We start from the raw sequence: 22,862 nt of genomic DNA, 5'->3' as shown, positions 1-22,862 counted from the left end.
CCGTCGGCTCACTCCCCCGTGAAGACGGGGTCGGTGCGGTCCAGGGACGCGGTGACACCCGCCTCGTTGTCCTTCGTGGACATCAGACGGGCCTGTTCGACGATCTCGCGCTCCAGCGCGGAGGGCAGGGCCGCCAGCAGGTTCGCGCGCATGGTGGCCTTCATGGAGCGCACCGCCAACGGCGCCGACGCGGCGATCCGGTGCGCGTGCTCCAGGGCCCCGGCGCGGACCGCCCCGTCCTCGACCAGGTGGTCGGCCAGGCCGATGGCGTGCGCTTCCTCCCCCGGGATCCGACGGGCGGTGTAGAACATGTCGGCGGCCTTCTGGGCGCCCACGATGCGCGGCAGCGACACGGTCAGCCCGAAACCCTGGTGCAGTCCCAGCCGACCGAAGTTGGCGTGGAAGCGGGTGCCGGGCGAGGCCACCCGGAAGTCCGCCGAGCAGGCCAGCCCGAGCCCACCGCCGACCGCGGCGCCCTGGACGGCGGCGATCACCGGGACCGGCAGCGAGTACAGACGCAGGCCCTGCCCGTAGATGGCGCTGAGGGTGTCCACGGGGTTGTTTCCGACACCGCCCGCAGCGAAGTCCACCCCCGCGCAGAAGTTCCTGCCCTCGGAGCACAACACCAACGCCCGACATCCGTCCGCCGCCAGTTCCTCGGCGGTGTCGGCGAGCTCGGTGAGCACGTCCAGGGAGAAGTGGTTGTGCGGTGGTCGGTGGATCTCCAGTACACCGACGTGGTCGTCGACGCGCGCGGACAACTCCTCGCTCATGGGAGTGCCTTTCTCTTGGACGGGGCCGGTCGAGGGCGAACGGCGACGAGGTTACCGGGCGGTCGCGACCGGGCCGCCCGCGGCCCGGTTGATAACCTTCCACGCACATGTTCGTTCGACCATCGGAGCACCGTGCATCCCTTCAGGAAGGCCGTCGAGGCCGGCGACCACGAAGCCATCCGCGCCCTGCTCGCCGAGGACGTGGTCTTCACCAGTCCCGTCGCCTTCAAGCCCTATCCCGGGCGCTCCATCACCGCCGCGATCCTGCGCGGGGTCGACCGTGTCTTCAGCGACTTCCGCTACGTCCGGGAGATCGCCGACGCCGACGGCCGTGACCACGCCCTGGTGTTCGAGGCCAAGGTCGGAGACCGGTGGATCAACGGCTGCGACTTCCTGCACGTGAACGAGGAGGGCCTCATCGACGACCTCGTCGTCATGGTCCGCCCACTGTCCGCGGCCACCGCCCTGGCCGAGGCCATGGGAGCCCAGTTCGAAAGGATCGCCCAGGAGGCCGCCGAGGAGGCGACCGGGCAGGCATGACCCCACGCGTCACGCTCTCGGCCGACCGAATCCCGCGCGTCCACCCGCATTCCGGACATTCCAAAGGCGGACGTATCACGCATTTCGCCTGGATATAACGCTGGGCTCTGGTCTACCGCGACGCTCCTACCTACTGTGGTCGCTCGGCCCACCTCCAGGAGCGTGATCGTTGTGACCACAACCCGCAAGGTCCCGGACCTGCTCTCCCCCGAGTTCGCCGCCGACCCCTACGCGGCCTATCGGATGATGCGTGAGGACGCCCCGTTGCTGTGGCACGAGGCCACCGGGAGCTACGTCGTCTCCCGGTACGAGGACGTGCGTCGGGCGTTCAAGAACGACGTCTTCTCCACCGAGAACTACGCCTGGCAACTGGAACCCGTGCACGGGCGCACCATCTTGCAACTGGACGGCCGTGAACACGCCGTGCGGCGGGCCCTGGTGGCCCCCGCCTTCCGCGGCAAGGACCTGCGCGAACGCTTCCTTCCGGTGATCGAGCACAACAGCCGAAGGCTGATCGACCGGTTCCGCCACCGCGGCCGGGTGGACCTGGTGTCGGAGTACGCGACCCGGTTCCCGATCAACGTCATCGTGGACATGCTCGGCCTGGACCAGGACGACCACGACCGCTTCCACGACTGGTACACCGCGATCATCGCCTTCCTCGGGAACCTGAGCCAGGACCCGAAGGTGACCGCGGCGGGGCTGCGCACACACGACGAACTCGCCGACCACCTCATCCCGATCATCCAACGCAGACGCGAGGAACCCGGCGACGACCTGCTGTCGCGGCTGTGCCAGGCCGAGGTGGACGGCACCCGGATGACCGACGAGGAGATCAAGGCGTTCTGCAGCCTGCTGCTGGCCGCGGGCGGCGAGACCACCGACAAGGCACTGGCGAGCCTCTTCGCGAACCTGCTGGACCACCCCGAACAGCTCGCCGCGGTGCGCGATGACCGGTCGTTGATCCCGAGGGCCTTCGCCGAGTCCCTGCGCTACACCCCGCCGGTGCAGATGATCATGCGCCAACCCGCCGAGGACGTGGAGATCGGCGGCGCCACCGTGCCCGCCGGGTCCACGGTCACCTGCCTGATCGGTGCGGCCAACCGCGACCCGGACCGGTTCGCCGACCCCGACACCTTCGACGTGTTCCGCGCCGAGCTCGCCGACACCACGTCCTTCTCGGCGGCGGCCGAACACCTGTCCTTCGCCCTGGGCCGACACTTCTGCGTCGGGGCGCTGTTGGCCGAGGCAGAGGTGCGGGTCGGGGTGAACGACCTGCTGGACGCGATGCCCGACGTTCGCCTGGCCCCGGGCGCCGAACCGGCGGAAGAAGGGCTGTTCACCCGCGGCCTGCGAGACCTGCCACTGGAGTTCACCCCCTCCGGGGTGCCCTCGCCACGTCGGGGCGGCTGAACGCGTACCCGGGGCGGGGGACGCTCCCCGCCCCGGGTCGGCCGGGTCAGCGGCCGGAACCGATGATGGGACTGAATCGGGCCGGTAGGTCGTACAGGCCGCGCATCCACACCGAGGGCCGCCACCGCAGCTGTTCGGGCGGCACCGCCATGCGCACGTCCGGCAGCCGGTCCAGGAGGGCCTCCACCGCGGTGCGGGCGATGACCTCCGCGACCCTGGGCGCGGGGAACGGACAACCGTGTTCGCCGTGCCCGAACGACATCTGGGCCCGGTTGGAGACGTGGATGCTCAGGTCCCCGGTGTTGAGCCGAGGGTCGGCGTTGGCTGCGGCCATCCCCATCACCAACAGATCACCCCGCTGGATCCGACGTCCACCCAGGTCACAGGCCTGTACCGCCCAACGGCCGATGAAGTTCTGCGTCGGGGTGTTCTTCCACAGCACCTCGTTGAGCGCCTCGTCGGCACTGCTGCGCCCGCCCTGCAGGGTCAGGGAGAAGTCGTCGTCCAGGAGCATCAGCCGCAGCGTGTTGCCGATCCAGTTGCCGGTGGGCGCCTGCGCGGCCGACATGATCACGAGCAGGTCCATGAGGACCTCGTCGTCGGTGAGCCCCGCCGGATGGGTCAGCAACCGGGACGGGACGTCCTTGCGCGGGTGCGCGCGCCGTTGGGCGACGACCCGCCGCATCCGCTCCTGGAGCCGCTGGTGTGCTCCGGCCGCCTCCGCGGTGACGTCCAGGGAGAGCAGGTTGTCCCGCACCATCTCGGGGACCTCCTGCGCGGGGATGCCGTACAGGCGGGCGATCACCCCGGCCGGAATCTGGTGGGCGTACTGGCTGACCAGGTCGGCCTCGCCGTCCCCGGCGAAGCGGTCGATGAGCCCGTCGGCGACCTGGTTGCACACGGCGTGCAGGTCGGCCCGGTCCACGGCGTCCAACGCGTCGCCGATGGCCCCCGCCCGCCGCCGGTGATCGGCGCCCTCGGCGAACATCACCGACGGGGTCCACATCACGTAGGGCAGCAACGGCCAATCGCCGCCGACGCGGTCCCACTGGTTCCAACGACGACAGTCTCGGGCGAACCACTCGGGGTGGCCGGTCACATGGTGCAGTTCCCGGTAACCCAGGACGAACCACGCGGGCACGTCCCCGTCCAGCAGGATGGGCGCGACGGGGCCGAAGCGACGCCGCATCTCCTCGTAGAGCGAGAGCGGGTCACGGGCGATGTCGGGCCCGTAGAAGCGCATGGCGTGGGCGTGGTCGGGCGAATGGGGCACGGAACCCGTCGTCGTGGTGACGTTGGTCCGAAACCCCGCGCTGTCGTTCACGGCGTCTCCTTCAGGGCGGACCGGGCCCGCTCCATCGAGGCCAGGTGGTGGACGAGGGTGATCAGGACGTCGCGGCCGGACTCACGGCGGCGGGCGTCGCACTCCAGCAAGGGCACGTCGTCGGACAGGTCCAGGGCGCCGCGCACCCGTTCCAGGTCGGGGCCGGGGCCGAAACGGTTGACCGCGACGATGAACGGCGTGCCGTGGTGTTCGAGCCGGTCGATCGCGTACCAGGAGTCCTCCACCCGCGTGGTGTCGACGAGGACGACCGCGCCGAGGCTGCCGATGAACAACTGTTCCCACAGGAACCAGAAGCGCTTCTGGCCGGGCGCGCCGAACAGGTAGAGGACCCGGGTGGCGTCGACGGTGATGCGGCCGAAGTCGAAGGCGGCGGTCGTGGTGCGTTTGTCGCGGACCCCGCGCAGGTCGTCGACCTCGGCGCCGGCCTGTGTCATGACCTCCTCGGTGCTCAGCGGACGCATCTCGCTGACCGCTCCGACCATGGTCGTCTTGCCCACGCCGAAGCCCCCGACGATCACGATCTTGAGGGCGTTGCCGATCGTGGCGGCCAGGGGGGTTCGGCCCGGTGCGGGCGTGATCCGCTCAGAGGCGTTGGAGGGCAAGGAGCACCTGCTTCAGCGTGTCGGGGTCGTGCCGGGGCCCTTCCTGAGAGGTGGAGGGTACGTGGTGCCGAACGGTCACGGCCCCCGTGTCGAGCAGGTCGACCAGGAGGACCCGGACGACGCTGACGGGGAGCCCGAGCTCGGCGGACAGCTCCACCACCGCGATCGGACGCGGGCACAACCGCAGGATGTCGGCGTGTTCGGACTGCATGTCGGCGGCGGGTTCGGACTCGGCGACGATGAGCGCGACGGAGTCGAGGGAGGATTCGTCGGTGCCGCCACGGCCACCCGTGACCGTGTACAGCCGGTCCGGCGCCTCCTTGCCGGCGGGTTCGGGACTCATCGCTTCAGGTCCCTCTCGTAGGGCCTCCGTCGGGGAGGCACTGCGACGTGGTGGCCGATCTGGTCGACGAGTTCGTTCATCCGGCGGGCGACCACGCCGACGTCGGCCTCGGTTCCGGTGACCACGGCCAGGTGGGCGCCCTCACCGGCCCCGACGATCAGCAGGAGTCCACCGCCGTATTCGAGCATGGCCTGTCCGGCGCCGGTGGCGTCGCCGAACTCGGCGGAGGCGCTCAGGGACAGGCTCTGGATGCCCGCGGATATCGCGGCGAGTTGGTCGGCCCGGTCCACGTCGAGTTCTCGGGTGTGGCACATCTTGAGTCCGTCCCGGGAGAGCACCAGGACGTGGTGGACACCGGTGGTCCCGCTGCGCAGGTTCTCCAGCATCCAGTCGAGACTGGAGTCGGTCGTGGTCATCGGGTTGTCGGGGCGGCCCCGGAACGACGCGCGTCCCGGTGCCCCTCCCTCCGTTCCTGTTCGGTCGCTTGTCTGCCGGTGGTGTGCGGTGGGAGCCGTGGTCAGGCGCCGCCATCGGGGTGGTGTTCGTCGTCGGTTCCGGCGTCCCGGAAGGCGGAGAAGCGGGTGGGCAGGCCCCCGCGTGAGAGGTTCCCGCCCCGGTTCCGGTCGGGGTAGAGCTGTTCGGGGTTCTCCCTGACCGCTTCGGCCAGGGTGAGTCCACGGTGCCGTTGGGGCAGTTCGAAGTGCTGCTCTTCGGTCTTCTCGGTCTTCTCGGTGTTCGAGGCGTCCTTGCCCTCGTGGCAGGGTCGTTCCCCGGTCGGAGCCTGGGAGCCGCGAGCGCCGTCGCGTCGGGGCAGGGGCGGACGGGGGTCCCGGGGTGTGGACCGGACAGGCGGCGGTTCCGTGCCGGGCTGGGGTCCGGCCGCGGAGTGGGCCGGAGCCGGACGGGTGGGGGCGGGCACCGAGACCTGGGACCCGGTCTCGCTCAGGCGCGGTACGGGCCGAGAGCGCCGCGACTCCGTCAGCAGGTTCGGCGGGATGAGGACGACGACGCCGATACCACCGCGGGCGGAGGGTCGCAGACTGACCCGCAGCCCGTACCGGTCGGCCAGGCGTCCGACGACGGCCAGCCCCACGCGCCCCGAGGGCACGGTGGACAGGTCGCGGGGTTCGGTCAGCAGGCTCTCGGCCACCGCCCTCTCACGGTGGCGCAGACCCATGCCGCTGTCCTCGACCGTGATGGTGACGCCGTTGTCGCCCTCCTCCGCGTAGACGTGCACCTCGGTGCCCAGGGCGGAGAAGTTCGCGGCGTTGTCCATGAGCTCGGCCAACGCCTGCATCACGCCCTCGGCCGCGTAACCGACCACGGCGACGCTGCTGCTGGTGTAGTGCAGGCGGACCCGGCGGTAGGCGGTGATGCGGCCCATGGCCCCGCGCAGGATGCTCTCCATGACGATGGGGCGGGTCCAGCGGCGGCCGGATCGGCCCTTGGCGAGGGTGACCACCCGGTCGGCCAGGCGTCCGGTTCGGGAGACGTTGTGGTCGACCTCCAGCAGGTCCGCGAAGATGTCGCCGCGATCCCCATAGCGTTCCTGGAGTTCTCGCAGCTGGGCGAGCAGCGTGGTCAGGTGCGCCTGGATGCGCGCCCCGCACTCGGAGGTCGTGATCATCGCCCGCTCGGCGCGCCGGTCACCGGCCAACATCCGTTGGAGGACGCGTCCGCGCAGGTGGGCGACGGGCGGGTGGACCGGCGGCAGCTCCTGCTGGAGGACCTCCTCCGCGGTGGGCAGGTCCTCATCGATGCGCAGCCGCATGAGGGGGATGCCGACGTCGGCCAGGGCGGCGATCTGCTCCTCGATCTCGGCGCGGGCCATGCGCTCCTGGGTCGACCGGCTCTCGGCCGAGGCGATCCGCGCGGTGACGGCGTGCGTGAGCCGATCGACGGCGGGGTGGGAGGGCCTGGGATGTTCGGACAACACGTCCTGGGGTGAGCGGTCCTCGCGGACGGCGTGGGCGAGCGCGGGCAGGAGCACGTCCACCACCCACCCGGTCTCCTCCTCCAGCGTGCGAGCGCCGGCGCCGATCCGGCCGGCGTGGGCACGGGTGTTGCGCGCGACCGCCGCCTGATGGGCGGCCGTGGCCACCGCGGCGCACAGGAGGAACGCGGCCAGGCCCCCGGCGAGCCCGACGGTGGTCCGGATCTCCACCGGGCTCTCGATCACCGCCCACGACCAGGTCGGTGCGGTGATCGCGGCGGCGATCAGGAGTGCGACGAGAGCCTGTTGGCCGGGGCGCGGGTGATTGCGTTTCCGGTCGGACAGGTGTGCTGCCATGAATGGGTTCCTCGCGGCGTGGGTCCGGGGTGGAGGAGTCGTGGCCCTCACCCGAAAGAGGGCACGGGACACATCCCTGCGACCCGGAAAGGGAATTCTCCGGGCCGGTTCGATTTCACGGTAGACCACCCGGGGATGGTGCGTGGAGTTTCTCGCAACACCACCCGACGACCTGCGCTTACGGTGTCATTCCAGACCGGATTCAATCCATGAAAAGGACAGAAAGCCCCCTTTTCCGGCATTCCAGAAAAGAGGGCACGCGAAGGTTTCTCTCCCCTGATTCCTCAAGGAACGAGGGTTCGTCGGCGGTCAGCCGGCGGCGGAGCTGCTTTCCCGGATGAGGAGCGTGTGCTCGACGACGACCCTCTCCGGTCGCCGGGGCTCTCCGGGGTCGTCGGTGGAAGCGCCGCGACGGGCCGTCACCGCCGCCACCAACAGACGCACCGCCTCGCCGGCCAGGGTCGACTTGTCCGGGGCGATGGTGGTCAGGCTGGGCACGGCGTACCGCCCGGGGGCGATGTCGTCGAACCCGACCACCGCCACGTCCTCGGGGACCCGGACCCCGGCGTCGTGCAGGGCCCGCATCGCGCCCAGCGCGAGCAGGTCGTTCATGCACAGGAGCGCGTCGGGCGGCCGGGGGTCGGCGATGAGCTCGGCGGCGAGTTCGGCCCCGTCCGACCAGTGGAAGGCCTCGGCCGGTCGCACCAGCGCGGGGTCGAGGGACATACCGCGGGCCTCCAGCGCCTCCCGGTGGCCCCGGGTTCGCAGCTCCGCGGTTCCGGCCGGGCCCGGTGGGCGCCCGCCCACCACCGCGATCCGGGTCCGTCCACCGTCGAGGAGGTGTTCGGTCGCCTCCCGGGCGGCGGCCACGTTGTCGATGGCGACGTGGTCGTGCCGGACCGCGTGCGGCACCTCACCCAGGAGCACCACCGGCAGGCGGGATCCGTGGGCCTGGAGCGCGGCGTCGTCCATCGCGAGCGGGCTGAGGATCACCCCGTCGACGAAGTCGGCCCCGAACCCGTCGAGGGCGGACTCCTCCCTCTCGCGCCGGGCCTCGCTCTGGTGGACCAGGACGGTGCGCGAGCGGCGTTCGGCCTCACGGATGACCAGGTCGGCGAGCTCGGCGAAGTAGCCGAGGTCGAGTTCGGGCACGGCCAGCGCGATCACACCCGTCTCGCCGCGACGCAGGTGACGCCCGGCCAGGTTGACCCGGTACCCCAGTTCCTCGATGGCCGCCTCCACCGCGGCGCGCGTGGCGGGCCTGACGTGGGGATGGTCGTTGATGACGTTGGAAACCGTCTTCTCCGAGACCCCCGCTCGACGCGCGACGTCCTTGATGCGTGGCCTCGTACCCACGTCCACCTCCGTTCGACAGCACCCTGGACCGTACCGAACCCGCGTCCCACCCCGGTACGAAACCGGGATCGACAGCCCTCTCGACCTCCGTTTCCGGGTATTTACATCGATGTAAAAGTATGCTCCCATATCCGTGACGCCAGTCACAGAGCCACCGCGCAGCAAGGAGAACCCGTGCCGACGCAGATCCAGCCGCCGCACGAGGAGGGGCCCACGGCCCCGCCCCGCCCCGAGTACCCCCGCCCGCAGTTCACCCGCCCCGACTGGCTGTGCCTGAACGGCGCCTGGGACTTCGAGGTCGACCGCGGGGACAGCGGTCTGGAACGCGGACTACGGGAGGCCGAACTCTCCGGCACCATCACCGTGCCCTTCTGCCCGGAGTCCGAGCTGTCCGGAGTGGGCGACACCGACTTCCTGGAGGCGGTCTGGTACCGGCGCACCGTCCGCGTCCCCGAGGCCTGGGCCGGCAAGCGCGCCCTGCTGCACTTCCAGGCCGTGGACCACGACACCACCGTGTGGGTCAACGGAGTGGAGGTGGCCCGCCACCGCGGCGGTTTCACCCCCTTCACCGCGGACCTGGCCGGGATCGCCGCTCCGGGCGAGGACGCCGTGATCGTCGTGCGCGCCCGCGACAGCAGGCACGGCCACCAGGCCCGCGGCAAGCAGGCCACCTGGTACGAGAACTCCGGCTGCCACTACACGCGCACCACCGGGATCTGGCAGACCGTGTGGATGGAACCGGTCCCCGACGCGCACCTGAGGCGCCCGCACATCACCCCCGACCTGGCCAACGGGGCCTTCCACGTGCGCCTGCCGTTGTCCCGGACCGGCCGTGGACTGCGGGTCCGCGCCACCCTCGAAGACGGGGACGGGGAGGTCGCCGTGGCCGAGGTCCGCGCCGACCTCGACGTCGCGCCCCGGGTGACGTTGACGGTCCCGGAGGAGCGACGACGCATCTGGGCTCCGCAGGACCCCCACCTGTACACCCTGCGTCTGGAGCTGCTCGACGCCGACGGCGAGGTCGTGGACCGGGCCGGATCGTACGCGGGCCTGCGCTCGGTCTCCATCGAGGGCAAGGCGATCCTGATCAACGGCCGCCGCGTCTTCCAACGGCTGGTTCTGGACCAGGGCTACTACCCCGACGGGCTGATGACCGCCCCCGACGACGCGGCGTTGGTGCGCGACATCGAACTGGGGCTGCGGGCCGGGTTCAACGGAGCCCGCCTGCACCAGAAGGTCTTCGAGGAGAGGTTCCTCTACCACGCGGACCGGCTCGGCTACCTCGTGTGGGGCGAGTTCGGCGACTGGGGGTGCGCGACCGAAGGCCCGGCCGCCCTCGACAACCAACGCCCGGACGCCTCCTACGTCACCCAGTGGCTGGAGGCCGTGGAGCGCGACCACTCCCACCCGAGCATCGTGGGCTGGTGCCCCCTCAACGAGACCTTCCAGCGGCTGCACGACCGCTTCACCGCGCTGGACGACGTCACCCGCGCGATGTTCCTCGCCACCAAGGCCATCGACCCCTCGCGTCCGGTGGTGGACGCCTCCGGCTACTCCCACCGCGTCCCCGAGACCGACGTCTACGACTCCCACAGCTACGAGCAGGACCCCGAGGCGTTCCGCGAACAGATGAGCGGGTCGGCCAAGGACGACCCCTACGTCAACCGTGGTGAGGACGGGCGCGAGTGGTCCGTGCCTTACCGCGGGCAGCCCTACTTCTGCAGCGAGTTCGGCGGGATCCGCTGGGATCCTGACACCGACGACGGCGGCGGGTCCTGGGGATACGGGGCCGGACCTCGCACCGTCGAGGAGTTCCACACCCGCTTCGAGGGGCTGACCGGCGTGCTGCTGGAGAACCCCGAGATGTTCGGTTACTGCTACACCCAGCTCACCGACGTGTTCCAGGAACGCAACGGCGTCTACCGGTTCGACCGGAGCGAGAAGCTCGACGTCGACCGGATCGCGACCGCGCAGCGTCGACCGGCCGCGTTCGAAAGCGACCCGCGAGACGACTGACCGTCCCCCGCTCCCCCTCTCCTCACCCTCTTCGACCCCCAGGACATCTCAAGGAGGCCGACGATGTCCCTCACCCCCCACAGACCGCCACCTCCGGCCGGTTCGGCTCCCCCACCCTCACGTCGCGGTGTGCTCCTGGGCGCGGGCGCCCTCGCCCTCGGCTCGGCCCTGGGAGCGACCGGCTGCTCCCCCGGTCCCGACGACGCCCGGGTGCGTTTCTGGAGCCTGTTCCAGGGCGGGGACGGCGCACGCGTGGAGACCATGTTGGAGGCGGTGCGCGAACAGGCGCCGCACCTGCGGGTCACCTCCAGCACCCTGGCGTGGGGGCCGCCGTACTACACCAAGCTTGCGGTGGCCTCGGTGGGCGGGCGCGCCCCCGAGACCGCCATCCTGCACATGTCCCGGTTGCCCGGGTACGCGCCCGGCGGCCTGCTGCAACCCTTCGACCTGGACCTCTTGGCCGAGTTCGGGGTCACCGCCGAGGACTTCGTACCCGACCTGTGGGATCGCTGCGTCCACGACGGCGCCACGTACGCGATCCCGATGGACACCCACCCGGTCGTCCTGTTCTACGACACCGAGATCGCCGAACGGGCCGGGGCGCTCGACGGCGACGGACACCTGATCGGGGTGGACTCGCCGGAGGGTTTCGTGGAGGCCGCGCGGGCGCTGGCCGAGGCCGGCGGCGGCGATGGGGTCTCCTTCGGGCACGTCAACGACGACTCCCAGGGGTGGCGGCTGTTCTGGATGCTCTACAACCAGACCGGGGCCTCCCTGGAACTACCCGAGGGCGGGCCCGCCGGGCTCGACCACGAGGCGGCGCTGCGCGTGTTCGAGTTCCTCGCCGAGGCGTTCGACGGGCGGACCTCCGAACCCGGCCAGGACTATCCCACTGCCCTCGCGGCGTTCGCGTCCGGGCGTTCGGGGATGCTGATCTCCGGTGAGTGGGAGCTGCCCTACCTCATGGAGCACGTGGAGAACCTGGGGGCCGCGCCCTTCCCCACGGTGTTCGAGCAGCCGGGTTCCTACGCCGACTCGCACGCGTTCGTACTACCCCGCCAGAGTGACACGGACCCCGAGCGGACACGCGCCACCCACGAGTTCGTGGCGTTGATGGTGCGCAACAGCCTGACCTGGGGCGAGGCCGGGCACATCCCCGCCTACTCCCCGGTGGCCGAGTCCCCGGAGTACCAGGGGTTGTCGCCGCAGTCGGACTACGCGGTGGCCGGTGAGACCCCGGTGCTGGACCCCGAGGTGTGGTTCGCGGGCGCCGGTTCGCAGTTCCACACGGACGTGAGCCAGACCCTGCGCACCGCGCTCACCGGAAGTGGTCCCGAGGCGGCGGTGGAGGAACTCGGTCGCACGCTGGACTCCTGGGCCTCCCGTACCGACCCCGGAGGTGCCTGATGAGCGCCCTCACCGACTCCCCCGTCCGTTCCGAAACCGGCGCCGGGCCACCGCCGCCCCCGCCCGGTGCCCTGGCCCGCGCCCGGCGACGCTTCGCCGATTCGCCCCTGGTCTTCCTGGCGCCGTTCCTGCTGGTGTACGCGGTGTTCCTGGTCTGGCCGTTGCTGAGCGGCCTGTGGATGAGCTTCACCGACATCGCCCTCAACGGGGCGGGCGGCGCGTTCGTCGGCCTGGACAACTACGCCGAGGTCTTGGGCGACCCACTGGTGTGGCGGACCCTGGGCAACACCGTCCTGTTCACCCTCATCACCACGGTCCCCCTCGTGGTGGTCGCGTTGACCATGGCGGTCCTGGTGCACACGGGGCTGCCCGGGCAGTGGCTGTGGCGGCTGTCGTTCTTCCTGCCGTTCCTGCTGCCGGTGGCCACCGTGGGGCTGGTGTGGAAGTTCCTGTACGTGGAGGACTTCGGGCTGTTCAACAGCGTGCTGGGCCTGTTCGGGATGGAAGGGCTGGGCTGGCTGACCGACGAGGGCGTGGCGATGTGGTCGGTGGCCCTGACCACGGTGTGGTGGACGGTCGGGTTCAACTTCCTGCTGTACCTGGCCGCCCTGCAGTCGGTCCCCGACCACCTGTACGAGGCGGCGGCCCTGGACGGCGCGGGGGCGTGGGCCCGACTGTGGTTCGTCACCCTTCCCCGGTTGCGAGGCACCACGTTGGTCGTACTGCTGTTGCAGATGCTGGCCTCGCTGAAGGTCTTCGACCAGATCTACCTGCTGACCGGGGGCGGCCCGGGCGACTCGACACGCTCACTGCTGCTCTACATCTACGACGTGGGGTTCACCGGCTACCGGTTCGGATACGGCGCCGCCGTCTCCTACCTGTTCCTGGTGCTGGTCCTGGGCGTCGCCGCGTTCCAACTGTGGATCAGCGCGCGGAGGAGGGGCTGACATGGACATGCGGAGTGTTCGTTCGACGCGGCGGGCCGAGAGGGTCCGCGATCGGGCCCGACAGCGCGACCTGATCCTGGGTGGTGGACGCGGGCCGCGGGTCGTGGCCATGGCGGTGCTGGTGGTCCTCGCGGTGCTGTGGCTCCTCCCCATGGTGTGGTCGCTGATCACCTCGTTCAAGACCGAGGGCGACGCGGTGGCGTTGCCGCCGACCCTGGTCCCCGAGGGAGGGTTCACCTTCGAGCAGTACGCAAACCTGTTCGCGGCGGGCAACATCCAGATGTGGTTGTTCAACAGCCTGGTCATCGCCGTGCTGGTCACGCTGTTCACGATCGTGGTGGCGGCGCCGGCGGCGTTCGCGATGTCGCGGATGGACTTTCGGGGGCGCTGGGCGTTGATGGCCTTCACGATCGTGGCGATCGTGGTGCCGCCGCAGTTGCTGATCGTGCCACTGTTCCAGCAGATGGTGTCGTTGGACCTGGTCGACACCTACGCGGCGGTCATCCTGCCGCAGTTGGTGGCGCCGATCATCGTGTTCGTGTTGAAGCGGTTCTTCGACGCGGTACCACGCGAGCTGGACGAGGCGGCCCGCATGGACGGGGCGTCGTATTGGAGGCTGTTCACCTCGGTGATCCTGCCGCTGTCCCGGCCGATCCTCGCGGCGGTGTCGATCTTCGTGTTCATCACCGCCTGGAACAACTACCTGTGGCCCTTCATCGTCACGACCGACCCGGCCCTGATGACGCTGCCGGTGGGCATTCCGAACATCCTGGACTCCTACGGGACGTTCTACGCCTCCCAGTTGGCGGCCTCGATGGTCGCGGCGGCGCCGATGGTGGTCGTGTTCATGCTGTTCCAGCGACAGATCGTCAACAGCGTGGCCACGACGGGCATGGGCGGCCAGTAGCCGGTATAGGGAGCGCACCGGTCACCGAGCCTGGGCCGCCGTCGGGTTCAAAGGACACCCTTGGTGGCGACGAGGATCACCAGGAGCGGCACCAGACGATCGCCGGGAACGACGTAGTGGCCGCGGCGGCGGGTGGTGAGCCAACCGGCCGAGGCCAACTGGTTGACGTGGTGGTAGATCTGGCCGGTGGTGCCGAAGCCCTCTTGTTCCTTGAGTTCGGCGACGGTGGAGATCCCCGACCACACGGCCCGCAGGATGTTGAGCCGGACGGGGTTGCCCAAGGCGTCCAAGCCGGCGGCGAGGGAGGCCCAGTCGAGTTCGGCGAGCTTGTCGACGCCGAGGCCGTACTGCCATTCGACGGGTCCCTCCTCGGTTTCGAGGTGGCCCGCGTAGAACACCGATCCGCCTCGGGGCCCGTGCTCCTTGAGGGTCTCCAGAACCCGGAGGGTCTCGGTCGCGGAGGGCTCGCCCCTCGGTCCGGTGGCGGCCTCGGGACGCCGTTCCAGCTCGGCGACCCGTGCTTCCAGGTCGGCGAGGCGTTGCTCGGTGGATCTCTGGCTCACGCGCCCAGCCTACCGAAGGCTACGGGATTACGTAAGAACGAACTATGGGCTCGGACAGACCCGCCCGACTTTGCCCGATCCAGAGCAACCGGTTCCGTCCCCGTGACGGCGCGTATCCCATGATGAAGGGGCGGTCCAGGCAGCCGCTCGCCCCTTGTCCACCCGAGGTTTCGTCCCCAGCGGCCCGCCCGCGGCCCGTCGAACGACCGGTAAGGAGCATCACATGCGCGCAGCCAACGGTTGGCGGTACTTCGTCTGCATCCTGCTCGTGGTCATCGGTGCCGTCAACCTCGTCCAAGGGCTCACCGCCTTCCTCACCCCCTCCTTCTTCCTGGCCCCCGAGTCACGGCTGCTGCTGTTGGAGTACGAGGGTTGGGGCCTGCTGTTCGGCGCCTGGGGCGTGCTGATGATCGCCGCCGGCGCGGCGGTGCTGACCGGCCACACCTGGGCGCGGGCCCTCGGCGCCTTCCTGGCCTCGGTGAACGCGCTCGCCCAACTGGTCTTCCTCATCGCCATGCCGCTGTGGTCGGCGATCGTGATCGCCATCGACATCCTGATCGTCTTCGGCCTCACGGCGGCGTGGCCGACCGCCGTCCGCGAGAGCGGCGCCACAGCCGTCTACCGGGCCGGGTACCGGGCGGCTCAGGAGAAACCCGCCACCACGCCCCGGCCCACCGCCTCCCCGGAACAGGACGGACCACGCCGCCGGTCCACGAACTGACCACACCCGACCTCCGCCCCGTTCCGCCTGTTCCGGAACGGGGCGGAGACCCTCATCGACGAGGGGAACAACCTGTGGACGACCCTCCGGAGCGGGGTCGGGAGAACTAGAATCGGGGCATGGCCTCCCCCCTCGACGGCGCTTGGGCGCCTCCTCCCTCCGTGTCCGCCGTGGTGATGACCCACCCCGACCGCGCCGAACGGGCCTCGCTGCTCGCCGAGCGGACCGGGCTGCCAAGGGCCGGGGTGGCGACCGACCCGGAACCGGGCGGGCCGCCCACCGCCTTGCGCGCCGCCCGGATGGCGTTCGGGGCCGCCGCGCTCCACCGCACCGATCACCACCTGGTGTTGCAGGACGACGCCCGTCTCGCCGACGGGTTCGCGGGCACCCTGGGGACCATCCTGGCCGCTCACCCCGGGTCACCGGTGTCGCTGTTCGTCGAGTGGGGCTCGCGCACCGCCGTCCTGGCCCGCTGGGCGGTGTTCACCGGGGCCGGCGCGGTCCCGGTGGTCAACCCCTACGCGCCCATCGTGGCGTTGGTCCTGCCACGGGGGCTCTCCGTGGAGCTGGCGCGCTTTTTGGAGGACACCGAGCTCTCCGGTGTGCCCGGGGATCGCGCGGTTCTACGCTTCATGCGCGAGCGCGGCCTCGCCCCGTTGGTCGCGGTGCCCAACACGGTGGAACACGAGGACCATCCGAGCCTGGTCGGCAACGACGCGCAGGGGCCTCGGAGGTCGGTCTGCTTCGCCCCCGGGCCGGTGCGCCACCGTGGTGGCGTCCTGGACCCCCCAGGGCCCTGCCGTTCCTGCGCTGGAACCTCGGCACGCCGGTGTTGGTCGACCTGGACCACGACGTCCCCGAGGCGCACCGACCACTGGCCGCGGTCCTGGCCGGTTGGGGTACCTCGGAAGAGGACCTGGCCACGGCGTTGAAGGCACACCACGGTGGCCTGTCCGGGGTGATCCCGGAGCCGTACCTGACCTCGGTCTGGCACACCGCGGTGGCCGACGGCGCGATCCTTGAGGCCCGATGGCCCGGCACGGTGGCCGGGCTGCGCACCCGGCTGACCGAACCCCTGGTGGAGGGCGCCCTGGCCACCCTGGTCCCGGGCGCCCTGCGCACCTTCGTCGACGTCGACCGACTCGCCGAGCACCGGGCCCGGGTGGTGGAGATGACCCTGTCCGCCCTGGAGTACGGGGCAGGGCACTGCCGGGTCCCCGGCGAGGAACTCTGACCGCGAACCCCGACCGTCCCCACCCCCTGCCCGTCAGCGCCTCTTGACGTGCAGCCGTCCGGTCACGGCCAGTCGGTTGTAGAGGTTGATCATCGCGATGGCGGACATCAGGGCGGCGAGTTCGGTCTCGTCGAAGTGCCCGGCCGCGGCGTCGTAGGTGGCGTCGGACACCCCGTGTTCGCCCATCTCGGTCATCTCGTCGGTGAGGGCGAAGGCGGCCCGCTCGCGGGGGGTGAAGATGTCACCCGCCTCGTACCAGGTGGGCACCAGGAAGAGGCGCTGCTGCGACTCGCCCTCCTTCAGTGCCCGCCGGGTGTGCAGGTCCACGCAGTAGGCGCAGCCGTTGAGCACCGAGGAACGCAGTTTGATCAGTTCGAGCACGGTGGTGTCGAGGTGTTCGGCCAGGAGCTGGTCGACCTCGTCGAGCTTCTTGTAGACCTGCGGGACCTTCTTCCCCCAGACCACACGGTTCTCGGCCACGGGCACTACCTCCTCGGTCGAACGTCTCGTCGAAGGCGATGCTATGTCCGGGGGCGCCCCCCGAACCGTGCACCCCACGCGGAATCGCCTCGACACACGGCGACACGGGGTGGTTCCTCCGGCTCAGTCGGGGCTCTGGGCGTCGTGGGTGAGCAACGCCAACTGGATCCTTCCGCTCAGGTCCAGCTTGGTCAGGGCGCTGGACACGTGCGCCTTGACCGTTCCCATCGACATGTACAGCCGATCGGCGATCTCGGCGTTGGACAACCCCGCCGTCACCGCCTCGGCGACCTCCCGTTCCCGGACGCTGAGCAGCTCCAGGCGCGCTCGGGCCCGTTCCCCGCGACGGGGCGCCTGGGCGCCTTCGGCCGGATCCTCCCCGGCCACCCGTTCCATCAGGGTGCGCGCGACACCGGGCGAGAGCACCGGTTCACCGGCGGCGGCCCTGCGCACCGCCTCCACGATCCGTTCCGGTTCGGTGTGTTTGAGCAGGTAGCCGGCGGCCCCGGCGCGCAGCGCCCGTACCACGGTGGCGTCGGCGTCGAAGGTGGTGAGGACGAGTACCTGCGGTCCGGTACCGTCGCCCGAACGCAGTTCCTCGGTGGCCGCGATCCCGTCCACCCCCGGCATGCGCACGTCCATCAGGACCACGTCGGGACGGTGTCCGGCGACCGCGGCGTGCACCTCGGACCCGTCCGCGGCCTCGCCCACCACCGTGATGTCACCGTCTCCGGACAGCATCATGCGCAGTCCGGAGCGGACCAGGGGGTCGTCGTCCACGAGCAGGACGCGGATCGGGGAATCGGTCGCCACTAGGTCACCTTCCGAGGTTCGTTCTCCATGCCGTCACCGGGCCGCGCGGCCTCGGCCTCCTCCGTATGGGGCCCTGAGCCCTCGCCGGCCCCCGCCGCGGGCCAGGGCAGGGCCGCGACCAGGTGGAACCACCCGTTCTCCGGGCCGTGCTCCAGACGTCCGCCGTCCAGGCGTACCCGTTCGCCCAACCCCGCCAGCCCGACCCCGGCCCCCGGGAGCTCCAGCGCCACCAGGCCCATCGGCAACATGTTGCGCACCGCCACCTCCAGCCCGCGGCCCGGCGCTCCGGTCACCGCGACCGCGACCCGCGCGCCGGGGGCGTGCTTGCGGGTGTTGGTGAGTCCCTCCTGCACGACCCGGTAGGCGGTCCGCTGCACCTGTTCGCGGGGCCGATCGCTCTCGGGAAGAGCGAGGTCGAACTCGACCCGCTCCCCGGCCTCGACCACCTCCCGGACCAACCGCGACAGGTCGTCCAGGCGCGGCTGCGGTGCGGAGCGGTCCTCCTCCGGTCCCTCCCCGACCAGGTCTCCCGAGCGCAGCACGTCGAGGATGTCACCGAGTTCGTCCAGCACCCGGTGGGCGTTGTCGCGGATGACCCGCATCGCCGACCCCACTTCGGCGGGCTCCAGCGGTTCGGCCTCCCCCGTCTCGGCCCGTTCCGTGCGGTAGGCCAACGCCCCGGCGTGCACGGACAGCAGCGACATCCGGTGGGCGAGGACATCGTGCATCTCCCGCGCGATCCGGCGGCGTTCCTCCACCCGCGCCGAGATCAGACGTTCCTCGTGCATCTGTCGTTCGCGGCGCACGTCCTCGCGCAGACGTTCGACCAGGCTGCGCCGGGACCGGATCGCCGTGCCCCAGGCAAGGCAGGCACTGAGCATCACGACGATCGTCACCATGGTCACGATCGCGCCCGCGGGGTAGGGCGTGACCAGCAGCACCCAGGGCAGCGACAACACCACGGCCAACAGCGTGACCGCCGCGGCCTGCACGAAGGGCCGGTAGGCCGCGAGCGAGATCAGGGCGACGACCAGCGCGCCCACCGCCGACACCGAGAACACCGAGACCAGGGTGACGCACAGGGCCACCGTGAGGGGGTGCGAGCGTCGCAGCCACAGGCCGGCGCAGGAGAGTGGCAGGAAGGCCAGGTCCAGCCACAGCACCCAGTCCGGCACCCGGTCGACGGGGTGCAGGTCCCCGCCGTAGGAGGAGAAACCCGCCAGGCCGTAGAGCACGGCGAATGCGATCAGCAGGGCGTCCACGGCCACGTCGCGGCGGCTACGGCGACTTCGGTGGTCTGGTTCCACGCCTTGCCTCCTCCCCCATGTACCGCGGCCGTCCACCCCAGGTTAGAACGGTCACCCGTCGTCGGGCCTCGATCGTGTGGCCACCGAACCCGAGGATTCGGCGAGCCCGCCTGTCCACCCGACCGGCCGTGGATGTCCGTACGGCCGATGCGCGCGGCCGGTGTCCACGACCAGCATGGAAGGCATGAAGAGCACAGACCCGCCCACGAGTGACATTCCGGCCCTGGAGCTGGACGCGTTGACCAAGACCTTCAACGAGACCCGGGCCGCGGACGGGGTGTCCCTGGCCGTCCCCCGCGGCACGATGCTGGGGTTGGTCGGCCCCAACGGCGCGGGCAAGACCACCTCGCTGTCGATGGCGGTGGGACTGTTGCGCCCGGACTCGGGGACCGCGCGGGTCCTGGGCGTGGACGTGTGGACCGACCCGGTCGGCGCCAAACGGCGCTTGGGTGTGCTCCCCGACGGTCTCTCCTTGCCGGAGCGCCTCACCGCCGGGGAGCTCCTCGACTACTGGGGGCGGCTGCGCGGTCTCGAACGGGAGCTCACCCGTACCCGGGCCGAGGAACTGCTCCAGGTGCTGGAGCTGGATCGGGCCGAAGGGGACGGGGTCCTGGTCGCCGAGTACTCCACCGGTATGCGCAAGAAGATCGGGCTGGCCACGGCGTTGCTGCACGCGCCGCAGGTCCTGGTCCTGGACGAGCCGTACGAGGCCGTGGACCCGGTGTCGGCGCGGGTGCTGACCGCCATCCTGCGCCGGTTCACCGACGGCGGCGGGACCGTCGTCATCTCCAGCCACGTCATGGCGCTGGTCGAGCAGCTCACCGACCGGGTGTCGATCATCGCCGACGGTCGGGTGCTGGCCGACGGCACCCTCTCCGAGGTGCGGGGGACGGACGCGACCCTGGAGGATACCTTCGTGCGGCTGGTCGGAGCGCGCGAGGTCGGAGAGGGGGACCTGGCGTGGTTGAGCTCCTGATCCGACTCAAGTTCACCCTGGGCCGGCACACCAAGAGCGGTACCCGGTGGCTGACGGTGATCCTGCTCGTGGGCGGCACCGCCTCCACCTGGTTCCTGGCCGTGGCCGCCGCCTCGGACGCCGTGCGGTCGAGTCTGCTGATGCTGGCCCTGGCGGTGTGGGCGGGCTCGTGGATCCTGGGCCCGACCATCACCAACGGGGTGGGGGTACTGCGCTCGCAGTACTTCACCCTCCTGCCGCTGGACCGCGACCGGGTGGGCATGGGCCTGCTGGTGACCATGTTCGCCGGGTTCGGGCCGGCGATGACGCTGGTGTCCGCCGCCGCCCTGGTCTGGCACGCCCATGCCTCGGATCCGGCGACCCTCTTCCTGGGGCTGCTGGGCATGCTGGCGCTGGTGGTGTTCTCGGTCTCCCTGGGCCGACTGGTGTTCCGGGCGCTGGGCGCCGCGATGCACTCACGGATCGGGATGGAGATCGCCTCGCTCCAGTGGGGTCTGATCGTCGCCGGGCTGTTCTTCGGCTGGGTGGCGGTCCAGCCGGCGTTCGTCGCGGCGGGGGCCCTCACCGAGAGGGGCTTCGGAGGAACGACCGCGACGGTCCTGGCCGTGCTGCCCACCTCCTGGCCGGTGCTGGCCGTGGACGCGGCGACCGCGGGTTCGTGGAGCGCCGCCTTCGCGTGGCTGGGCGCGTTCGCGCTGTTGACCGTGGTGACGGTGCTGGTCACCGGGCGTCTGCTGGCGCCGAGCGTGTCCACGCGTGGGGTGCGCAGGCGGTCCCGTCCCCTGGGCTCCGGGGTCCTGGAGCGCCGGCGGTCGTTGCTGCCCGACACCCCGATGGGCGCGGTGGTCGGCAAGGAGCTGCGCTCCTGGTGGCGGGACCCCTGGCGCGGCCTGGAACTGAGGGCGGCCCTGTACGCGGGCCTGTTCATCGGTCTGTTGGGGCTGCTCACCGACATCCCCCAGGTCATGCTGTTCTCCGGGGTGTTCGCGGTGCTCATCATGGGCATGGGCGGGGCGAACATGTACGGGCACGACGGAACGGCCCTGTGGCTCACGGTGGTCGGTCAGGACCACGACACCCTCCGCGCCGACGTGCGCGGCAGACAGATCGCCATCGCCGTGCTCATCGCCCCGCCGGCGACCCTGCTGAGCGCGGCGGCCATCGTCGTTTCCGGTGAGTACTGGGCGGTCCCCTACGTGCTCGCCTGTCTGCTGGTGTTCGTCGGGGTGAGCAACGGGTTGGCGTCCCTGCTGTCGGTGGTGACCGTGACCCCGGGCGTCGACCCCCACAAGCGCGTGGACGCCAACGACACCGGTGACAACCAGGTGCAGGTGTGGATCATGCTGCTCGCCGTCCCGCTGCTGTCGTCGCCGACCCTGGCGGTCCTGGTGTGGGGGGCGTTCCAGGGGGCGCCGTGGTGGTCGGTGCCGGTGGCCCTGCTCAACGGGGTCCTGGCCGCCTGGCTGCTGGGGCGGGTCGCCCACCGAAGGTTGGCGGGCCGGCTGCCGGAGACCTTCACCCGGATCCGCTACGGCAAGGAGATCGCGCGACAGTCGCTGTCCACGACCGGGGGCGGCCTGCTCGACCGGCTGGAACGCGGCGCGTTGGCCACCAACGAGGAGATCAAGCCGACCGGTTCCTGAGCGGGCTCCGCCGGCGGGTGAGCGGTAGTGCCAGGGCCAGACCAACACCCGCCACCAACGCGGCGACGAACGGCACCAGCCCTACCCCATGGGCGATGGCCGTGCCGCCCACCGCCCCGCCGAGCGCGGCGCCCACGTACACGGCGCTACTGAGCACGGCCAGGACCCGGGTCGCCGTGCGGGCTTCCACTCGATCGAGCACCAGGGCCTGCAGGGTGGGCGGCAGCGCCCAGGCCGCGGCCGACCAGCACACCAGCAGGGCACCGGTCACCACGACGTGCACCGGCGCGAGGAGCCAGAGCAGCGCGAGCGCCACCATGGTCAGGCAGAACACCCCACCCGCCAGGAAGAACGTCGCTCGGGCCCCGGACCGGTCCACCAGCCGTCCCGAGTACCGGGTGCCCAGGAGCCCGCCCACCCCGGAGACGACCAGTAGTACGGCCAGGTCCCGGGGTTCGACCTCGGACAGGCCGGCCAGGAAGGGCGCCAGGTAGGTCTGGAACCCCAGGTTGCCGGCCACCACCAGCACGGTGACCACGAGCAGCCCCATCATCACCGGGTCGAGACGGAACCGTCCGGGGGCGCTCTCCTCGGGCTCCTTCAGTACGGGGTCGGTCTCGGGGAGGCCCCATGCGATCAGCGTCAGGGCGGCCAGCCCCAGCAGCCCGCAGAACACGAAGGTGGCGCGCCAATCGGCCACGGCCCCGATCCAGGTCCCGGTGGGCACCCCGATCAACACCGCCCCGGTCAGTCCGGTCATCACCGTGGCCAGATAGCGGCCTCGTTCGCCTTCGGGGGCGCCGCTGCTCGCCGCGGCCAGGGCCAGGGGCAGGACCACCGCGGCGGCCAGGGCCGCGACCACTCTCAGCACCATGAGGGTCACGTGGTCGTCCACTCCGAGGACGGCCAGGTTGGCCAGGACGAACACCGCCAGCGCGACCATGAGGGCACGGCGTCGAGAGGTGTGGACCAGGGCGAACGCCCACAGCGGCGCGGTGAGCGCGTACACGAGCGAGTACACCGTCACCAGTTGGCCGGCGGCGGTTTCGGAGACCCCGGTGTCGGCGGCCAGGGCGGGCAGGACCCCGATGATGACGAAGTCGTCGGTCTGCACGGTGAAGGCGGCCAGGGCGAGGGCGAGAAGCCAGAGGGGTGGGGTTCGCATAGAATAAAGGTAACACTTGTT

The 22,862-nt window shown here is 70.8% G+C and carries 23 protein-coding genes; 11 read left to right on the top strand and 12 right to left on the bottom strand.

The window, feature by feature from the left end:
• Positions 1-8: 8 nt before the first annotated feature.
• The gene (locus tag ACWGSK_RS09240) at positions 9-773 is read right to left on the bottom strand and encodes an enoyl-CoA hydratase/isomerase family protein (RefSeq protein ID WP_452455608.1); all 765 of its coding nucleotides are present in this window, start codon (positions 771-773) and stop codon (positions 9-11) included.
• Positions 774-905: 132 nt separating this feature from the next.
• Here ACWGSK_RS09240 and ACWGSK_RS09235 point away from each other — a divergent pair, with 132 nt between their 5' ends.
• Both ACWGSK_RS09235 and ACWGSK_RS09230 read left to right on the top strand, forming a co-directional pair.
• The gene (locus ACWGSK_RS09235) at positions 906-1,313 is read left to right on the top strand and encodes a nuclear transport factor 2 family protein (protein WP_358514626.1); all 408 of its coding nucleotides are present in this window, start codon (positions 906-908) and stop codon (positions 1,311-1,313) included.
• A 171-nt stretch (positions 1,314-1,484) separates the two neighbouring features.
• Entirely contained in the window at positions 1,485-2,726 is a 1,242-nt protein-coding gene (locus tag ACWGSK_RS09230; RefSeq protein ID WP_452455607.1) for a cytochrome P450, read from the top strand.
• Positions 2,727-2,772: 46 nt separating this feature from the next.
• Here ACWGSK_RS09230 and ACWGSK_RS09225 read toward each other — a convergent pair whose 3' ends face one another.
• From ACWGSK_RS09225 to ACWGSK_RS09200, 6 genes are all read right to left on the bottom strand, one after another.
• Complete coding sequence (locus ACWGSK_RS09225) at positions 2,773-3,969, bottom strand: cytochrome P450 (protein WP_358516246.1); 1,197 nt, start codon at positions 3,967-3,969, stop codon at positions 2,773-2,775.
• A gap of 77 nt (positions 3,970-4,046) precedes the next feature.
• On the bottom strand, positions 4,047-4,673 hold the full coding sequence (locus tag ACWGSK_RS09220) for a GTP-binding protein (RefSeq protein WP_452455606.1): 627 nt from the start codon (positions 4,671-4,673) through the stop codon (positions 4,047-4,049).
• Positions 4,654-5,016, bottom strand: coding sequence for a DUF742 domain-containing protein (locus ACWGSK_RS09215; RefSeq protein WP_358516237.1), 363 nt, complete (start codon positions 5,014-5,016; stop codon positions 4,654-4,656). The genes ACWGSK_RS09220 and ACWGSK_RS09215 overlap by 20 nt, the downstream gene beginning before the upstream one ends.
• Positions 5,013-5,432 (bottom strand): roadblock/LC7 domain-containing protein, encoded by a 420-nt coding sequence (locus ACWGSK_RS09210; protein ID WP_358516240.1) that lies wholly within the window; start codon positions 5,430-5,432, stop codon positions 5,013-5,015. The genes ACWGSK_RS09215 and ACWGSK_RS09210 overlap by 4 nt, the downstream gene beginning before the upstream one ends.
• Positions 5,433-5,533: 101 nt before the next feature.
• Positions 5,534-7,306, bottom strand: coding sequence for a sensor histidine kinase (locus ACWGSK_RS09205; RefSeq protein ID WP_452455605.1), 1,773 nt, complete (start codon positions 7,304-7,306; stop codon positions 5,534-5,536).
• Positions 7,307-7,615: 309 nt separating this feature from the next.
• The gene (locus ACWGSK_RS09200; RefSeq protein ID WP_452455604.1) at positions 7,616-8,662 is read right to left on the bottom strand and encodes a LacI family DNA-binding transcriptional regulator; all 1,047 of its coding nucleotides are present in this window, start codon (positions 8,660-8,662) and stop codon (positions 7,616-7,618) included.
• A gap of 174 nt (positions 8,663-8,836) precedes the next feature.
• On the opposite strand from ACWGSK_RS09200, the gene ACWGSK_RS09195 reads away from it, so the two are divergent.
• The 4 genes from ACWGSK_RS09195 (at position 8,837) to ACWGSK_RS09180 (ending at position 13,939) form a co-directional block, all read left to right on the top strand.
• Positions 8,837-10,678 carry a glycoside hydrolase family 2 protein gene (locus ACWGSK_RS09195; RefSeq protein WP_358511392.1) on the top strand — a complete coding sequence of 614 codons (1,842 nt, stop codon included), beginning with the start codon at positions 8,837-8,839 and terminating at the stop codon, positions 10,676-10,678.
• Positions 10,679-10,741: 63 nt separating this feature from the next.
• Positions 10,742-12,085: an extracellular solute-binding protein gene (locus ACWGSK_RS09190; RefSeq protein ID WP_452455603.1), complete on the top strand. Its 1,344-nt coding sequence runs from the start codon at positions 10,742-10,744 to the stop codon at positions 12,083-12,085.
• The gene (locus tag ACWGSK_RS09185; RefSeq protein WP_358511398.1) at positions 12,085-13,032 is read left to right on the top strand and encodes a carbohydrate ABC transporter permease; all 948 of its coding nucleotides are present in this window, start codon (positions 12,085-12,087) and stop codon (positions 13,030-13,032) included. Before ACWGSK_RS09190 ends, ACWGSK_RS09185 begins: the two co-directional genes overlap by 1 nt.
• A 1-nt stretch (position 13,033) precedes the next feature.
• Positions 13,034-13,939, top strand: a complete 906-nt coding sequence (locus ACWGSK_RS09180) for a carbohydrate ABC transporter permease (RefSeq protein ID WP_358511401.1) — start codon at positions 13,034-13,036, stop codon at positions 13,937-13,939.
• A 47-nt stretch (positions 13,940-13,986) separates the two neighbouring features.
• On the opposite strand, the gene ACWGSK_RS09175 is transcribed toward ACWGSK_RS09180, so the two are convergent.
• The gene (locus ACWGSK_RS09175; RefSeq protein WP_358511404.1) at positions 13,987-14,502 is read right to left on the bottom strand and encodes an ArsR/SmtB family transcription factor; all 516 of its coding nucleotides are present in this window, start codon (positions 14,500-14,502) and stop codon (positions 13,987-13,989) included.
• 223 nt (positions 14,503-14,725) lie between these two features.
• Between ACWGSK_RS09175 and ACWGSK_RS09170 the strand changes: the two genes are divergently transcribed.
• The 3 genes from ACWGSK_RS09170 to ACWGSK_RS09160 all read left to right on the top strand — a co-directional run bounded on the left by ACWGSK_RS09170 (position 14,726) and on the right by ACWGSK_RS09160 (position 16,457).
• Positions 14,726-15,223: a DUF7144 family membrane protein gene (locus ACWGSK_RS09170; protein ID WP_358511406.1), complete on the top strand. Its 498-nt coding sequence runs from the start codon at positions 14,726-14,728 to the stop codon at positions 15,221-15,223.
• Between the two features lie 119 nt (positions 15,224-15,342).
• The gene (locus tag ACWGSK_RS09165) at positions 15,343-16,155 is read left to right on the top strand and encodes a hypothetical protein (protein WP_452455602.1); all 813 of its coding nucleotides are present in this window, start codon (positions 15,343-15,345) and stop codon (positions 16,153-16,155) included.
• Positions 16,152-16,457: a hypothetical protein gene (locus ACWGSK_RS09160; protein ID WP_452455601.1), complete on the top strand. Its 306-nt coding sequence runs from the start codon at positions 16,152-16,154 to the stop codon at positions 16,455-16,457. The genes ACWGSK_RS09165 and ACWGSK_RS09160 overlap by 4 nt, the downstream gene beginning before the upstream one ends.
• 33 nt (positions 16,458-16,490) lie before the next feature.
• Here the strand turns inward: ACWGSK_RS09160 and ACWGSK_RS09155 are convergent, their stop codons facing one another.
• The 3 genes from ACWGSK_RS09155 to ACWGSK_RS09145 form a co-directional block, all read right to left on the bottom strand.
• Complete coding sequence (locus ACWGSK_RS09155) at positions 16,491-16,937, bottom strand: carboxymuconolactone decarboxylase family protein (protein WP_358511410.1); 447 nt, start codon at positions 16,935-16,937, stop codon at positions 16,491-16,493.
• A gap of 123 nt (positions 16,938-17,060) precedes the next feature.
• On the bottom strand, positions 17,061-17,750 hold the full coding sequence (locus ACWGSK_RS09150; protein ID WP_452455600.1) for a response regulator: 690 nt from the start codon (positions 17,748-17,750) through the stop codon (positions 17,061-17,063).
• On the bottom strand, positions 17,750-19,057 hold the full coding sequence (locus ACWGSK_RS09145) for a sensor histidine kinase (protein WP_452455599.1): 1,308 nt from the start codon (positions 19,055-19,057) through the stop codon (positions 17,750-17,752). The genes ACWGSK_RS09150 and ACWGSK_RS09145 overlap by 1 nt, the downstream gene beginning before the upstream one ends.
• A 184-nt stretch (positions 19,058-19,241) precedes the next feature.
• Here ACWGSK_RS09145 and ACWGSK_RS09140 point away from each other — a divergent pair, with 184 nt between their 5' ends.
• Both ACWGSK_RS09140 and ACWGSK_RS09135 read left to right on the top strand, forming a co-directional pair.
• Positions 19,242-20,033, top strand: a complete 792-nt coding sequence (locus ACWGSK_RS09140) for an ABC transporter ATP-binding protein (RefSeq protein WP_452455598.1) — start codon at positions 19,242-19,244, stop codon at positions 20,031-20,033.
• Entirely contained in the window at positions 20,018-21,676 is a 1,659-nt protein-coding gene (locus ACWGSK_RS09135; protein ID WP_452455597.1) for a hypothetical protein, read from the top strand. The genes ACWGSK_RS09140 and ACWGSK_RS09135 overlap by 16 nt, the downstream gene beginning before the upstream one ends.
• On the opposite strand, the gene ACWGSK_RS09130 is transcribed toward ACWGSK_RS09135, so the two are convergent.
• Positions 21,657-22,841 carry an MFS transporter gene (locus tag ACWGSK_RS09130; protein WP_452455596.1) on the bottom strand — a complete coding sequence of 395 codons (1,185 nt, stop codon included), beginning with the start codon at positions 22,839-22,841 and terminating at the stop codon, positions 21,657-21,659. The two genes, ACWGSK_RS09135 and ACWGSK_RS09130, sit on opposite strands and share 20 nt — an antisense overlap.
• Positions 22,842-22,862: the final 21 nt, after the last annotated feature.

Source organism: Nocardiopsis sp. NPDC055551 (assembly GCF_053619415.1).
This window is presented reverse-complemented; position numbering and strand designations above follow the sequence as displayed.